This is a genomic window from Spirosoma sp. 48-14, assembly GCF_001898575.1.
Classification (GTDB): domain Bacteria; phylum Bacteroidota; class Bacteroidia; order Cytophagales; family Spirosomataceae; genus Spirosoma.
In genome coordinates, this window is sequence record NZ_MKUD01000009.1 from 1 (window position 1) to 16,173 (window position 16,173).

The window sequence follows — 16,173 nt, forward strand, 5'->3', positions numbered from 1 at the left end:
AGGAAGCCTTTGTTGTTAGTTTCCCAGGAGGTAGTCCAGGCCAGGGCGATGGTTTGGTCTTCCTGGGGTTTGGCCGTGAACGACACTAGACTTACCGGCTGTATAGGGCCTGCAAATACTTTTAGCGCACTATTACCGTTATCGTTACTAGAATTATTTGTAGATAAGCCAGAAGCAACTGCATTTGCTATAACATTTGATTCAACACCGGGTTCATTTGCAATTACACCGCGTAACGACATCACCAAGGTATAAGTAGTATTAATAGGAACATCACCTTTATTACTATTTACAATCACAGTGGTTCCTTTAGATGCGGTGTAACTACCTAAAGTTAATGTCAGGTTGGCCGTGGTACCAGATGGGACCGTAATTGAAGCACTGGTTACGCCCACTACTGGAGGTACATTTATGGTGTAGGTAGCATTTGCGCTTTGAGGGATACTACTCGAGGTAGATGCATTCCCAAAACCAATAGTTACACTAGTGTATGTACCTACTGATAAGCTATATGGACTAACAATCACTCCATCTTTGACGATGTATGGGTCTTGGGCAAAGGCCGTAAAGCCAGTACACATTCCCAATAGCATGAAAAGTAAAAGTTTCTTTATCATAATTGATAATTATAAGTTTAAAGTATCCCATACTAAGGGAATAAATCGTAAGTCAAATATCCTAAAAAAGACATTTGGCACAAGTAAAATTAGTGTTGCGTATTTGTGATTATGGTATAAAGATTATTTAATGGGTCTTTGTCATATTGCTCACAGTATCATTATGTACATTGATATACCAGGTAATTTCAGTGTTTTCTGCTACCCGGACTAGAATAGCAGCCATAATCTGTCGATCGCTGTTTTTTCGTAAACTACCGATCAGACAACTTATTGACGATTGTTCATTTCGAACTCGTTGAAGCAACCGTTGATACCTGCCCCATTACATTTATCTTGTTTATCTTGGGTGAGTATGCTGGCATAAGCCGTTAGGAATGTATGGGTGTAGTATCTATTAAAACCCATAGAACAGGAATTGGGGCTTATTGTACATATTTTTATGATAACCAGAAAAGTAGATTCAGTAGCATATTGGTATTATGGTGGTAAACTGCTAGGTTTTATCTTTTCTTATGAACCACCATCTTAACCGCCGTGATTTTTTAAAACAGAGTAGTACGGCCGCCCTTAGTCTGGCTTTCGGGTACAGCCCGAACCGTAAGGTAGCCCCAAGCGACCGGGTTCGAGTTGCCCATATTGGTCTGAACGGCATGGGGACCAATCACCTGAACTGGTTTGCCAAATTACCAGAGGTTGAGGTGGTAGGCTTATGTGATGTCGATGAGACTCATCTGGCTAAAGCACTTTCAACCTTACAAACCCTGCAACCCAACACAACGGCTAAAACGTATTCTGATTTCCGATACCTGCTCGACCGACATGACATTGATGCCATCACCTGTGCAACCCCCGACCACTGGCACGCACAGATCGCGATTATGGCGTTTCAGGCAGGCAAAGATGTTTACGGAGAAAAACCGCTATCCTACAGCGTGCGCGAAGGGCAGAAAATGCTGAAGGCGCTGAACCGCTACGATCGAATTTTTCAATTAGGTACCCAGATCCATGCTGGCGACAATTACCACCGGGTTGTCGAACTTATCAAAGCGGGCGCTATCGGCAAAGTGCATACTGTCCGACTCTGGAAAACCGGCTTCCCGCCTGTGCTTGGTCCAGCCAATTACCAGACTCCACCGGCTACGCTGAACTGGGATATGTGGCAAGGGCCTGCTCCTGTATCACTCTACACCCCCGAACGTTGTCACTTTACCTACCGTTATTTTCTGGACTACTCAGGCGGTGTGTTTCAGGACTTTTGGTGTCATATTGCCGATGTGGTCTGGTGGTCGATCAATCCTACGGGTTTAAAACGGATTCAGGCGAAAGGCGAAGCCCCTGAAGGCATCGGCGATGCTCCCAAATGGATCGATATCGATTACGAATTTGATGGCCTGAACCTACACTGGACTAGTACTCCGCCTGATGTACCAGGAGCCGCTAAGCGAGGTATAGGCGCCTACTTTGAAGGTGATAAGGGCACGCTTCTCTGCGACTACAACACTCGCGAGATTACGATAAACGGCGTAACTATGCCCGACATAGCCGAAATCCCCATTACCCTTGAACGGTCGCCCGGCCACCAGCAAAATTTTATAGACTCGGTTAAATCCCGAAAACAGCCCGAATCTAATCTGGCCTACGCCCGTCAAATGACTATGCCTATGCACCTGGGTTTGATTTCGTATCGGCTTGGCGAACCGCTGGAGTGGAATGCTCACAAAGAGAAATTCAGGCATAATGCCGATGCCAACGCACTGCTGTCAAGAGACTATCGTAAAGGCTGGAATTTACTATAAGTTGAATTCGATTTGTCGTTTGACGTTGATTAAGAGGCTTTTTGAGTTCGTGAGGGCCGGTTCCTACAACCTGCCCTCACCCTACCTGTGCCAAACGTTTTACGTTGACTAACTCAAACAACTTCTAAGTAAATACTATCAAACGACAAATCAGAGACTTACTAATACTTCATCATAAACTCGCTCAGGTTCATATCGGCTTCGAGATCAAGCTTTTTACGAAGTCGGTACCGTTTTAACTCTACGCTCCGGTGAGTGATGTTCAGCAACTGGGCAATTTCCTTCGTCGACAGGTTCATACGCAGATAAGCTGCCAGTTTTAGATCACCCTGTCCTAAATCGGGGTACTGTTCGAGTAGTCGCTTCAGAAACTGCTCATGTACTTTATTGAAATTTGTCTCGAAGAGCTTCCAGTCCTGTTCACTCGAAATATTCGTATCAATCAAGGTTGTAATCCGCTGAAAATCATCACCCGGCACGCGAGTACCAGCACGTGCCTTCGCCCGATTCAGTTCCTCTTTTAATTGAATGAGGAGTTCGTTTTTCTGAATCAGCGCCATCGTTGAATTAGCCAATTCTTCTGATTTTTGAATCAAGCCTTGTTCCAACTGTTCTTTCTGAAGCATGATAATTTCACGCTGATTCTGCTCTTCCTGTTGACGCAACTTTGTGGCCATCCGCTTTCGCATTCGGTTCTGCTGAATAGCTATCCGGCGAAGGTGTAACAGATAAGCCAGCCAGCCTGCCCCTACCAACAGGCCTAAATAGATCAGTTTAGCCCATATGTTCCAGTACCAGGGTGGTCGAATCTCAAATGTCAGACTGCTTTCAGTTGGATTCAGGTTCGATTTCAGATGAAACGTGTACTGGCCAGGAGGCAGGTTATTAAATTCTTTCTGATGTAAGGGCGTATAAGGCGACCACTCGCGAGTGCTATTTTCAAGCCAGTAACTGTACTTTACGGGTTGAGCATAGTAAGGGGTCGAATAGGTAAATAACAGATTAGACTGATCGTGAGAGAAGGTTAAATGGATTGCCGGTAGCTTTTCATTCGACATATAACGACTACCTGGATCATCTACAGGTGTAACAGTTCGAATGATGGGTGGGGGTACAGCTCTAGTTGGGTGATTTACCATAGAACGAGGCAAAATCGCAAATCCATTCTCGCGGCAGAAAGCAATATACCCTGGGTCCAGCTGAACAATTTTTTCGAAATCCTCTACCCACTGATTCGTTTGTATTGGCATATCGCCCGACACCCGCCCCTGCGGCTGTGTCCACCCCACCGTTCCATCCTTACGAAGCAAAAACAAACTGGAATCTGGCATGGGGAAAATTTTTCGGATGGTATGATCGGCCCAGGCATAAACGACCGAAGCAGGAATAAAGCGGTCGTTTGAAGCGTCATATATACGCAACCCCTCCGACATAGTCAGCACGATCCGATTACTGACCCGGCAAAGGTTTAACACGGGGCTATGAAACGCATCATCCGTATACTCTTTGTTACTGGCTACCTTATGCAGGTCGGCGGTGAGCGTCAACCGTTGGAGGCCCAGATTCGATGCTTTATTCACCCATATACTACCTGCTGCATCTTCCTCCAACTGACGAACAGGCGCTGAAAAACCGTCGACCGTGTGCGAAAAAGCCCATTTCCCCTGTTTGTCTTTCTGGTAAATGCAGAGATTTGTATAGGTCCCCTGAATAAGTTTGTCGGGGTGATTCTTCAAACGACTCAACACCCACCCACCCGTAATGGAACAGATAAGCTGCGCCTGAGCTCCCTCTATTCGGAACGTTCCTTTGTTATGCCCGCATAGTAACTGATCATCAATCACAGCCAGATCCCAGACCTGACCCTGCGTTCCCGGAATCAGTTTAAACGGTATGTCAGGCTGGTGCAACGGCCGATAATATATTCCACGATTCGTTCCCAAATACAGATTCTCACCATACCGAGCCATGTCGTAAGGAGTCCCTAAATTACCCTCATTATCCGTAAAGTACCGTACTGGCGAACTTATATTGATACGATCAATACCTTTATCCAGACCAAGCCATAAATCTCCATCATTATCACGGCACATGGCTAGTACCGTATTATTCTGCAACCCATTCCGCTGGTTGAAATGGTCGCGGATACGCCCGTCGGCGGTGGTAATTACAACACCATTCAGCAAGGTTCCAAAGGCATACAGCTCCGACGTTAACCGAACACCCCGGTTCAGGCGATTTTGCTGAAAAAAGGTATTGAGCTGCGCATTAAACGGCATAAATCGCTGGCCATCGTACCGATATACACCTCGTTCGGTACCAATAAGTATATCCTGACTACCAATGGGCAGAATCGTATTGATCGTTTCGCGGCCCAGAAACTCACTCCCCTGTATCAACTGATACTGATCCCCCTGTAACTCATACAATCCTTTACCCAACACTTCCAGCAAGGATCGATTGTATACCTGGTGAATAAACAGAATCGTGGCCGGTGGTGGTAAGAACTGGATACGTCCCTGCCTGTATCTATATACGTAAGCAAAAGACTGAAATAAAACGCCATCGGTTGTGATCTGAATATTCCAGATTTCTTCCCGTAAAAAACCCTTTTCCCGAATCAGGGGCACGAGTGAATGGTAGACTAATTCGCCATTCTTTCCGGGAAACCAGTATCCGAACTCGCCCAAAGCACCCGTATAGATTCGACCTTCCTGATCGATAGCGACAGATCGCACTCGTTGTTTTCGGGGGAGTTCATACACGCGCCAGTTACTGCCATCAAATTCGAGTAATCCCTTCGAGTTGGCAAAATACATGAATCGGCTCCGGTAATTCTGTGCCACACTCCAGTTCTGGTTATAGGCTCCGTACTGTTGACGGCTATACGGCATAAGCTCAGGACGACAAAAACCGTAAGGCGACTGGGCTATGGCAGGCATGATGAGGAGGACATAGCATCCCCAAATACCAACCACCCAACGTCCAAAGACAGTTCTGCTTACATACATCCCGTTTTGCATAAAAACAGCGCCTGATACGCTGTGATGTATTAAAAAACATTGATTACTGGCTAAAAAAGCCAGAATGATGTGGTAATGATGTACCCCTTTTTTATAGGCTAAGTTAGTGTTCACCTACTTTTGTGCAAAAAAATATTAGAAAGTTATTGCGGATCTCTGTTATAACACATAGCTGTACATCAGCAAAAACAGCTTTACAGAAACGCCACGCAAGCAATCTTAACCAGATCAACTATGGATTACATTTTTCTTGGTTGGAGAACAAAATGGGTAATTAATCTGGTACTATGCCTGGTTTTCTACTCATTCATAAACCTGGCATGGGCCAGGCATGCCCCCCCCATACGCATAACGGGTAAAGTGACCGATGGCGCAACGACTGTAGGTCTGCCGGGAGTAACTGTACAGGTCAAAGGCACAAATACTGGTACCGTTACCGATGCCAACGGAGCCTTTTCAATTCAGGCAGATGATACCGCAACCCTGATCGTTTCGAGCATTGGCTATCAGAAACAGGAAATTGCAGTGAATGGGCAGACAACCATCAATGTATCGTTGCAGGAAGATACCCGGTCTCTGACCGAAGTAGTCGTCATTGGGTATGGCACCCAGCGGAAGGCCGACGTTACCGGGGCTACCGTAACGATAAAAGGGGAAGAACTGGCAAAGCAGCCCGTTCTTACAGCTACACAGGCCTTGCAGGGAAAAGCGGCAGGGGTGCAGATTATCAGTAGCGGCCAGCCTGGAACATCTCCCACGATACGTATCCGGGGTACAAGTACGGCCCTGGCAGGAACAGCAGCCCTGTTTGTCGTGGACGGTGTGCTAACGGACGACATTTCAAACATCAACACGGCTGATATTACCAACATCGATGTACTGAAAGACGCATCGGCAACCGCCATTTACGGGGCTCGGGGTGCCAATGGTGTGGTTATAATCACCACAAAGAAAGGGACCACAGGAAAAATGACGGTCAACTATTCGGGCAACGCCGGTTTCCGCATGCCAGCCAGCCTGGTCAGGATGGCCAATGCAACTGAATATGCCAACTATGTGAGTGCTGCGAGTGGTAATGTTGTTAACCCAGGTACCACATCCACCGACTGGTACGGACAAATTATTCGGAACGGCTTCCAGCAAAACCACGGCCTGTCCGTCAACGGTGGTACCGACAAAGCCACCTACTTCCTGAGTGCAGGGTATTTTACCGATCAGGGTATTGTGATCGACAATATCTACAAGCGGTTTACCCTTCGGGCCAATAACGATTTCACCTTCAGCAAATACGTTAAAGCCGGTATTTCCGCTTCGTACTCGAATGGCGATAACCAGATCGCTAACCTGAATTCAGCCTACAATGATGCCTATCGGGCCGCCCCGATTATACCATCGAAAGCAGGGACTAAATACGGCAATACGTCTGTATACCAGAACGTAGGCAACCCGATCATGGATATTGAGAAGAACAACAATAAAGCAACGGATAATCGTCTTTTGGGTTCTGCGTATCTGGATATCAAGCCCATTGAGTGGCTTACTCTACGCAGTGAAATGGGGGGCGACTGGCTGAATCAGAATAGCCGGGTTTATAATTATCAGTTTAATAACGATACTACATCGTTTATTACTCCCGGTGGTAATCAGCGTAATCCGAATAGTAATCTCACCTTCGAAAATACACGGACCTTTCACTGGACCTGGAACAATTTAGCAACCTTTAGTAAGAAGTTCGATAAACATAACCTAACCGTACTGGTCGGTACAACTGCCGAACAATATACGCAGGTCAAGTTCTCAGCTTTCCGGAAAGATGTTCCGGCGGCACAGAACTTATGGTACATCGGCACCGGCAATGCCAATACGTCGACTAACGACGGGACAGGCGACAAATACACCCGCAATTCCTACATCGGGCGTGTCAATTATAACTTCAACGACAAATATTTACTCACGGCTACCCTTCGGGCCGACGGCTCTTCCCGGTTCCCGAGCCGGAACCGCTGGGGTTATTTCCCGTCAGTGGGAGCAGGCTGGCTACTAACCAGCGAACCATTCATGCAAAGCCAGCAGATTTTCGATATTCTGAAACTGCGGGCCAGCTGGGGACGCGTTGGTAATGACCGCATACCCTCCGATTCCTATACGGTTACGGTACAGCCTAACCTTGCCTATCCGTTCGGAGGAGGTATTGCTACGCCAGGTAGTGCGATTACCCAAATTAAAGACCCTAATCTGAAGTGGGAAACTACCGAAGAAGCGGATCTGGGTGTTGAATTCTCGGCGCTTAATGGGCGGCTGTCGGGCGAGGTCAACTATTACAACAAAAAAGCCCGAGACCTGCTGATCAACGTTAAAGTACCTTCCGTGACGGGTGATGCCGATGGCGTTGTGCTGACCAATGCGGCTTCGATTCAGAACCAGGGACTGGAAGTTACCCTAAACTGGCGGGGCAAAATTACTAACAATATTTCCTACCGCGTAGGGGCCAATGCTACCCTCAACCAGAACAAAGTCATTGGCTTAAATGGTGGGCAACCGATTCTGGATGGTGGCGTGGGCGCCAACCAGCAGTACACGACCCGAACCGACAATGGACAGCCTGTCGGAAGCTTTTACGTCCTACAGGTACTGGGCGTTTTCCAGACTGCCGATGAGGTTGCCAACTATAAAAGTGCAACCGGCCAGGTCATTCAGCCGTCGGCCAATCCGGGTGATTTTAAATACCAGGATACAAATGGCGATGGCAAAATCGATGATAACGATCGGGTGTTTGCCGGCTCCTACCAACCGAAAGCTTACTTCGGCCTGAATGCCGGACTGACCTGGAAAGGCCTCGATTTCAGCGTTGATTTTTACGGGAACGTCGGCAATCAGGTTTACAATGGTAAGCGTGGATTCCGTCAGAACCAACTGGACAACGTCGAACGGTCGATGGCGTATGGGCGCTGGTCGCCGGGTAGCGGCATCCAGAATGAGCCCGGTGCCAACAGTGGCAACCTGCCTGCCTCTACCTATTTCGTTGAATCGGGTTCGTTTGTGCGCATCAACAATGCCACGCTGGGCTACAAACTTCCCGACAAGCTGCTCGAAAAGGTCAGGATAAGCAGTGTGCGGGTGTTTGTTACGGCGCAGAACATTCTGACGATCAAGAAGTACAGCGGTTTTACAGCCGAACTATCGGGCAATCCAACCAATCAGGGAATTGAACTGAACGCGTATCCAACCACCCAAACGTACGCCCTGGGGCTGAACGTGGGCTTTTAACCTGACTCGACACAAATGAAACGGACTACCTATATCTCACTCAGTATCGGTTTTACAGCCGTTTTGCTGACGGCTTCCTGCCAGAAGAGCTTTCTGGATGTACCCATTCAGGGCCAGGCTACTACAGCTACCGACCCAAATCTGGCGGTCAACCTGGTGACGGGTGTTTACAACAGTCTTTACAACAGTGAAGCGTTTGGCGGTGCCGGGGGCGACATTCACGGCATTAGCTTTATTGCGGCTACCAATATCATTTCTGACGATGCCGACAAAGGGAGCTTTGATGGTGATCAGCCTAGCCTGAAAGACATCGATAATTTTACCACGACGCCCACCAACAATTTCGTAGCAGCTCTCTGGAATGGCTATTACAGTGGTATTGCTCGCGCCAATCAGGCCCTGGCAGCGCTGCAAACCGCTTCTATCGATGCCAGTACGAAAAGCCGGCTAATGGGCGAAGTTCGCTTCATCCGGGGGTACTATTACTTCAACCTGGTTCGGTTTTTCGGGAAAGTGCCTAAAGTCGTTCGCGTACCGAACGATGCACAGGATGCCAATACGGATCCTGCTTTCCAGACCAGAGCCCCAGTCGATACGATTTACAATGTGATTACACAAGACCTGCAATACGCCATCAGTAATCTGCCTTTGCGGGCACAAGCGGGCGCTGGTCACGCCAACAAAGGAGCTGCACAGGCGTTACTGGCCAAAACATACCTCTACCGCAAAAACTGGCAACAGGTACAGGCTCTTACGCAGGAAGTTATCAACTCAGGACAGTATGCTCTGTTGCCCGACTATTCGATTATCTGGCGATATGCAGGGAACAACAGCAGCGAATCCATTTTCGAAACGCAGAGTGGAACATTCAACAACGGCGATATTGCGGTAGGAGGTTATTGCACCTGGCAAGGACCCCGTGTAGGCGGAAAAGGAGGATGGACCGATTTAGGCTTTGGTTTCGATACGCCTTCTGCCGATCTGGTCAATGCCTACGAATCGGGCGATAAGCGAAAACCGGCTACCATCATTTTCATCGACACCAGCCCGCAACATAAAGGGACAGTCCTGTACGACGGATTCCGCATTCCCAGTGCCGATTCAGTTCAGAACCTGTATTACAACTACAAAGCCTACGCGAGTGAAAACCCAAATGTCGAACCCTACTTAGGTAATCGCGATAAAAAGCAGAAAAATGTACGGCTCCTACGCTACGCCGATGTGCTGCTGATGGCCGCCGAAGCCAGCAACGAACTCGGCCAAAGTGCGCAGGCCATTACGTATCTGAACATGGTCCGCAACCGAGCGGGACTAACAGCCACAAAAGCGGCTTCTCAGACCGACCTAAAGCAGGCTATCTGGAAAGAACGCCGGATAGAACTGGCGATGGAACACGACCGCTTTTTCGATCTGGTTCGGACAGGCCGTGCTGCACAGGTGATGCAGGCAGCGGGCAAAAATTTCGTAGCAGGTAAAAACGAACTACTACCTGTACCAAGCTTACAGATACAGCTCAGTGGAGGGCAACTGGACCAGAATCCAGGGTACTAAGATAAACCAAGCATTTTCGATTACAAGTCCAATAAATCCAATTCAATTAAAACAACTAAACATGAAAACGACGAAAATCACAGCGTGGGTAATGGCCGGTGTACTAATGAGCACTGTGTTTACTTCCTGCAAAAAGGATGATGGCGGAACTACGTTACCACCGATCGGTGGATATAATACCTCCAATGATGTTGCAGCCACTAATTTACTGGCTCACTGGACGTTTGACGGCACAAACAATGAGGACAAGTCAGGCACAGCACCATCGAACAGTAGCAATACTTCGTTTACGAATGGCCCTAAAGGACAGGCACTCCAATTGAACTCAGGCTATGTACTTTATCCAACCATTTCTGCTCTAAGCAGTACCAGCGCGATACCCAGCGTAACGGTAAGTGCCTGGATAAATACGGCTAATAACGGAAAAACGGCCTCTTCTGTATTTGCCCTTACACAGGCAGTGGCAACCCAGGCCGACTGGAACCAGGGACCGATCAATATGTACCTGGAAACGGGTCGTGCAACAACCAAAGGCGACACGCTGGCATTACACAGTGCTTTCCATACCTATTCTGGTGGAAACTATAGCTTGGGTGGCGACAACATCAATGATTACGGAACCGCTGGCACAGACTTCCAGATCGTTAAAACCAAAAATACCTGGGTTCATTACGTAATGGTTTATGATGGAGCAGGCTCAAATATCGATCTGTATGCCAATGGCGTGTTAGTATCGAACAAGAACTTCCGTAACAGAACAACGGGAACTCCTCCGGTAGGTATTGGCCCTATTACCTTGTCAACTCCTACCCAGGTACTTATTGGAGGCTGGCCTAATGCTGCTACAGGATATACAAAATCAACAGCTCAGACCTGGCAGGGTCTGTATACCGGTGGAATCGATGAAGTTCGCGTGTATAACAAAGCATTGTCTGGAACAGACATCGGCTACCTATACCAATTAGAGTCGGCAGGACGCTAAGCATTAAAAATTAAAGTGTAGGGGCTGTTGACCTTCTGGACTACAGCCCCTACTTCCAGAAGGTTAGCCCAACGGTCAGATTATCCAGCCAGTACGATGCCACTAAACTCAACGTCTTATCTTCTAAGCTTATTCTGCCTGCTTCTTTGCCTGAGTTGCAAAAAAGAACAGGATACCCAACCTGCCGAACAATTCTATTATAAGTCGGTGCAGGTAGCGGGTCAATCGTCGTCCAGTATGAGTTTTCAGAACGTGGGCGCCAATCCAGTCATATCGGTTTCGTTCTCAGCCCCGGTCAATAGGGAGTCGGCAGCAAGCGCGATTCAGCTTATTCAGAAATCAACGTCAGCATCTGTGCCACTCAATTATACCGTTTCGAGTGGAGATACACTCATTACCCTAACCCCTAAGAGTGCGCTGAGTTCACTCACAGCTTACCAGTTCACCGTTCAGCCTACCTTACTATCACAGCGGAGCACACCCCTGAATTCGACGATAAGCGTTAACCTGACAACCTCACTCGACAACTCCGACAAATTTACCCGCATCAGCGATTCACTCCTGCTCGATCTGGTTCAGAAACAGACGTTTGCCTACTTCTGGGATTTTGGGCATCCCGTGTCGGGCATGGCTCGTGAGCGCAACTCTTCCGGCGACGTGGTCACTACCGGCGGAACGGGCTTCGGCATCATGGCGATTCTGGTGGCCGTTAACCGCAATTTTATTACCCGCCAGCAAGCCTTGACCCGCCTGACAACCCTGACTAACTTTCTGGCTAATAACGCCAAACGTTATCACGGTGCATTTCCGCATTGGCTCAACGGGGCAACCGGCGCTACCATTCCCTTCAGTCAGAAAGACGACGGTGCCGATCTGGTCGAAACATCGTATCTGATGCAGGGGCTATTAACGGCCCGGCAATATTTCAACAGCACAACCAGTGCCGATGAAATTGCCCTTCGCAAAACGATCAACGCTCTTTGGGACGGCGTAGAATGGAACTGGTTCACGAAAAATGGAGCTGAAACAAACCTATACTGGCATTGGTCGCCCACGTATAACTGGGATATGAACCTGCCAATTCGTGGCTGGAATGAAGCCCTCATTACCTACGTACTGGCAGCTTCATCGAACACAACTCCCATTTCCAGAACGGTTTATGACAATAGCTGGGCGCAAAACGGTAAGATGGTCAACGGCAACAGCTATTATGGCATCAAGCTCCCACTGGGGCCGGCCTATGGTGGCCCGCTCTTCTTCTCGCAATACTCCTTTCTGGGTATCAATCCGCACGATCTGAAAGATGCCTATGCCGACTACTGGCAGCAGAATACCGCCCATACGCTCATTAACTACACCTACTGTAAAACCAATGCAAAGCAATATGCCGGGTATAGTCAGGATTGCTGGGGCTTAACCGCCAGCGACCAGCAGGACGGCTACTCCGCCCGCGACCCTACCAATGACAACGGCACAATTGCTCCTACAGCCGCTTTATCGGCCATGCCTTATACGCCAACGGAGTCGATGCAAGCGTTGCGGTTCTTTTATTACAAACTCGGAGACCGCATCTGGAAAAATTACGGGTTTGTCGATGCTTTCAACCTGACCAATATCTGGTTTGCCGACTCCTTCCTGGCCATCGATCAGGGGCCGATTATCGTCATGATCGAAAACCAGCGGTCTGGGCTACTCTGGAAGCTTTTCATGAGCTGTCCCGAAGTCAAAAAAGGCATGAAAAACCTCGGTTTTCAAAGTCCAAACCTGAATTAGTAACGCGGGAAGAAACCGTATAACCGCAGGCTAAAACCTTTCAGCTACCACCCAGCCTGCGGCTACACGGACATCCCCTGCATCAGATTACCCTCTCTTGTATGAAATCGTTTATCCTCTTTCTGTTAACTCTATCCGTTGGCTTTGCGCAGCCTAGACCGTATCCATTTACGACGGCCGACAATGCGTTTCTGGATAGTCTTGAACGGGATACATTCCGGTATTTCTGGAATACAACCAATGCCGAAAATGGCCTTGTTCCCGATCGAGCCCCTACCCGTTCGTTTGCCAGTATTGCCGCTGTGGGATTCGGACTTAGCTCGTATCTGGTTGGCGTCGAGCGGGGGTATATCACCCGCACACAAGCTACCGAGCGTACCCTCAGCACATTACGTTTTTTTGCCAATGCCCCCCAATCGGACAAGGCAACGGGTGTCACTGGCTACAAAGGGTTTTTCTACCACTTTCTGGATATGAAAACCGGCGAACGTTTCAAAGAAGTGGAGCTTTCGACCATCGATACAGCTTTACTACTCGGCGGCATACTCAGCTGCCAGACCTATTTCGACAAGAACACGCCCATTGAAGCAGAAATCCGGCAACTGGCCGATCAGATTTATAGCCGTGTCGACTGGACCTGGATTCAGAACCATAAGCCCTACGTGTCGATGGGCTGGCATCCCGAAAAGGGATTTATCCCGGCCGACTGGAAAGGGTATAACGAAGCCATGCTACTATATGTACTGGCTCTGGGCTCCCCTACCCACCCAGTCGAAGAAACCGTCTGGAACGCCTGGACGAAAACCTATCCCTGGGCTCGTTTTCAGGGGCAACAGCATGTCAACTTCGACCCACTTTTCGGGCATCAGTATTCACACATCTGGATCGACTTTCGAGGTATTCAAGATACGTACATGAAAGAGAAAGGCATAGATTATGCCGAAAATTCGCGTCGGGCAACGTACGCCAACCGTGCCTACTGCATCGAAAATCCGGGCAAGTGGAAGGACTACAGCGCAACAATCTGGGGCCTGACAGCCTGCGATGGGCCCAAAGACACGACGGTAGCCGGTCGAACATTCTTTTCGTATCGGGCGCGGGGGGCGGCCTCTACCCAGATTGTTGACGATGGCACATTAGCCCCAACGGCGGCTGGTGGCTCTATCGCATTTGCCCCCGAAATCTGCCTGCCTACCCTACGGGCCATGAAAGCCAGCTATGGTCCTGCCCTCTATGGCGAATATGGTTTCCGGGATGCCTTTAATCCAACTTACCGGTATCCATCTGCCTATGCGTACGTACCGGCAAAACGTAGCGAATCCAGACCTGGCTGGTTTGACAAAGATTACCTTGGTATCGATCAGGGGCCGATTCTACTGATGGCCGAAAACGCCCGGACCGCTTTCATCTGGGACCTGATGAAACGCAATCCATACATTCGTAAAGGCCTGAAACGCGCTGGATTTACGGGAGGATGGTTGAAGTAAAGACCGTGTAAATCGTTAACTCGCTCTTTCCCTATAAGCCCACAGCCTGACCTGTGGGCTTAAACGTACCCGGCTCTATACCAAATTTTCAGACCTACTTCTGCCCGTTATTTTGTCTTATTTTTCAATACGATCAGAGGCAGGTGTGTGTCCCAGGCTGGCTTTAACTCCTTCTGAATAATAAACGTCTGCGAAAAATTACCCAGCACCACATCCGCATCCCCATCCTGATCTACATCGTTTACATCCATGCATATCCAGCGGCCATACGTATGAATGGGCAGCGCATGAGGTCGAAACGCCAACGGCTTCTGTTGCTCGAAGTACTGGAAGCTCTCCGCCGGATTGTGTAAAAAATCAGCAAAGAAGGCAATGGTGGCAATATCCAGATCACCATCCTGGTCGAAATCAGAGGCCATCGCTTTTGTACATCCATTGATGGGGTAGAAATAGGCTTGTTTCAGTCGAAAATCGCCTTCGTTCAGGTAGATATAGAGGCCATGATAGGGCTTCATAATTTTGGAATAATCGCTGTTGTCACCACAGGTGTACAGGATATCCAATCGACCGTCTTTGTTCAAATCGACTAGTTGAAAACTCGTAGAGCCATATACCGACGGAAACCGAAGTAGATTCCGCTCTACAAAACCGCCTTTTTTATCATTCAGAAATAACCAGATACCTTCATCGGCATGGGCAAATAGAACGACTAGATCGGGCCAGCCATCAGCATTGTAGTCCCCCACCGTCGTCTGAATAGCCCCGGCCACTTCCCGAATCGAAACTTTTGTATAGCTATGGTTAGGTTGCTGCTTCAGCCAATATAGCCCTCCCTGCAAATGACCAAATCCAGACACCACCCAATCCATCAGCCCATCTTTGTTCAAATCGGCAGCAACCGACTGTAAAGGGCGGGGCAAACCAGAAGCAATAATCGAGGTATCCGCTGGCTGTTTACCTGCCAGGCTCATGGTTATCAGCTCCCCACGCGATATATCGGCCGCTCGCATAGTGCCCATACACGTAAATAGCCCTTGTTCGGTCCCCGACTTATCACGAAAAAAGGTAGCCTGCGCAGCGGCCGATTGCAATTGCTTACTGCCCGTCACCTGCAACTGTTGATTCCACTGGGTAATATCTGACCGGAACGCATCACTCGAGTACAGTCGATGACCAATCGTGTCGATTGCCACCATCGTCGTCATCGCTGTTTTAGAAATATCGGCCTGGGGCTTTTCGAGCGAAAAAATGGCCCAGTCGCTGGTAGGTTCGACAGGAACGTCGGCTCCTTTTAGTTTTGGTGGGGCCAGCGTTTCGTAGTAGGCAATCAGTTTTTGCCAGTTTTCGAACGAGATGGCCGATTTCGGTCCTGCGTAGTAATTTCCATCCGTATACGCTTCAAGACCCAGATTAGATGCCATGGCTGGCAACACCGATTTTACCCAGGTTTCTTTGTCCAGCAACTCGGGCGATGGCAGCACATGGCAGCTACCGCAGTGCTTTTCGGCCAGCGTTTTCCCTTCAGCGATGATTGGATTATCGAGCGCACTGTTACTACCCGAATGACAGCTACCGACGGCAATAACTAAACCAACAAAACTATAAACGGGGAAAAAGAAGCGCTTAATTGTACGCATGGTTACTGCGTTAATAAAACGGGAATAGGTTAATCAA

At 48.6% G+C, this 16,173-nt stretch carries 8 protein-coding genes and 1 pseudogene; 6 read left to right on the forward strand and 3 right to left on the reverse strand.

Going from position 1 to position 16,173, the window contains the following annotated elements:
• Window positions 1–617, reverse strand: a pseudogene (locus BGO59_RS06695) (hypothetical protein); the annotation flags it as partial.
• 515 nt (window positions 618–1,132) lie between these two features.
• On the opposite strand from BGO59_RS06695, the gene BGO59_RS06700 reads away from it, so the two are divergent.
• Window positions 1,133–2,416 (forward strand): Gfo/Idh/MocA family oxidoreductase, encoded by a 1,284-nt coding sequence (locus tag BGO59_RS06700; protein WP_293682489.1) that lies wholly within the window; start codon window positions 1,133–1,135, stop codon window positions 2,414–2,416.
• A 161-nt stretch (window positions 2,417–2,577) separates the two neighbouring features.
• Here the strand turns inward: BGO59_RS06700 and BGO59_RS06705 are convergent, their stop codons facing one another.
• Window positions 2,578–5,358 carry a two-component regulator propeller domain-containing protein gene (locus BGO59_RS06705; protein ID WP_293682491.1) on the reverse strand — a complete coding sequence of 927 codons (2,781 nt, stop codon included), beginning with the start codon at window positions 5,356–5,358 and terminating at the stop codon, window positions 2,578–2,580.
• A gap of 315 nt (window positions 5,359–5,673) precedes the next feature.
• Between BGO59_RS06705 and BGO59_RS06710 the strand changes: the two genes are divergently transcribed.
• The 5 genes from BGO59_RS06710 to BGO59_RS06730 all read left to right on the forward strand — a co-directional run bounded on the left by BGO59_RS06710 (window position 5,674) and on the right by BGO59_RS06730 (window position 14,499).
• Window positions 5,674–8,706: a TonB-dependent receptor gene (locus BGO59_RS06710; protein WP_293682493.1), complete on the forward strand. Its 3,033-nt coding sequence runs from the start codon at window positions 5,674–5,676 to the stop codon at window positions 8,704–8,706.
• A gap of 15 nt (window positions 8,707–8,721) precedes the next feature.
• Window positions 8,722–10,257: a RagB/SusD family nutrient uptake outer membrane protein gene (locus BGO59_RS06715; protein ID WP_293682495.1), complete on the forward strand. Its 1,536-nt coding sequence runs from the start codon at window positions 8,722–8,724 to the stop codon at window positions 10,255–10,257.
• A gap of 61 nt (window positions 10,258–10,318) precedes the next feature.
• Window positions 10,319–11,239, forward strand: a complete 921-nt coding sequence (locus BGO59_RS06720) for a LamG-like jellyroll fold domain-containing protein (RefSeq protein ID WP_293682497.1) — start codon at window positions 10,319–10,321, stop codon at window positions 11,237–11,239.
• Between the two features lie 96 nt (window positions 11,240–11,335).
• Entirely contained in the window at window positions 11,336–13,012 is a 1,677-nt protein-coding gene (locus tag BGO59_RS06725) for a glucoamylase family protein (protein WP_293682499.1), read from the forward strand.
• A 101-nt stretch (window positions 13,013–13,113) separates the two neighbouring features.
• The gene (locus BGO59_RS06730; protein WP_293682501.1) at window positions 13,114–14,499 is read left to right on the forward strand and encodes a glucoamylase family protein; all 1,386 of its coding nucleotides are present in this window, start codon (window positions 13,114–13,116) and stop codon (window positions 14,497–14,499) included.
• Window positions 14,500–14,606: 107 nt separating this feature from the next.
• Here BGO59_RS06730 and BGO59_RS06735 read toward each other — a convergent pair whose 3' ends face one another.
• Window positions 14,607–16,136, reverse strand: a complete 1,530-nt coding sequence (locus BGO59_RS06735; protein ID WP_293682503.1) for a VCBS repeat-containing protein — start codon at window positions 16,134–16,136, stop codon at window positions 14,607–14,609.
• Window positions 16,137–16,173: the final 37 nt, after the last annotated feature.

What these genes read in the sequence shown, in the direction of transcription:
- BGO59_RS06700 (WP_293682489.1), top strand. Translation starts at nt 1,133, where the DNA reads ATGAACCACCATCTTAACCGCCGTGATTTTTTAAAACAGAGTAGTACG.
- BGO59_RS06705 (WP_293682491.1), bottom strand. Translation starts at nt 5,358, where the DNA reads ATGCCTGCCATAGCCCAGTCGCCTTACGGTTTTTGTCGTCCTGAGCTT.
- BGO59_RS06710 (WP_293682493.1), top strand. Translation starts at nt 5,674, where the DNA reads ATGGATTACATTTTTCTTGGTTGGAGAACAAAATGGGTAATTAATCTG.
- BGO59_RS06715 (WP_293682495.1), top strand. Translation starts at nt 8,722, where the DNA reads ATGAAACGGACTACCTATATCTCACTCAGTATCGGTTTTACAGCCGTT.
- BGO59_RS06720 (WP_293682497.1), top strand. Translation starts at nt 10,319, where the DNA reads ATGAAAACGACGAAAATCACAGCGTGGGTAATGGCCGGTGTACTAATG.
- BGO59_RS06725 (WP_293682499.1), top strand. Translation starts at nt 11,336, where the DNA reads ATGCCACTAAACTCAACGTCTTATCTTCTAAGCTTATTCTGCCTGCTT.
- BGO59_RS06730 (WP_293682501.1), top strand. Translation starts at nt 13,114, where the DNA reads ATGAAATCGTTTATCCTCTTTCTGTTAACTCTATCCGTTGGCTTTGCG.
- BGO59_RS06735 (WP_293682503.1), bottom strand. Translation starts at nt 16,136, where the DNA reads ATGCGTACAATTAAGCGCTTCTTTTTCCCCGTTTATAGTTTTGTTGGT.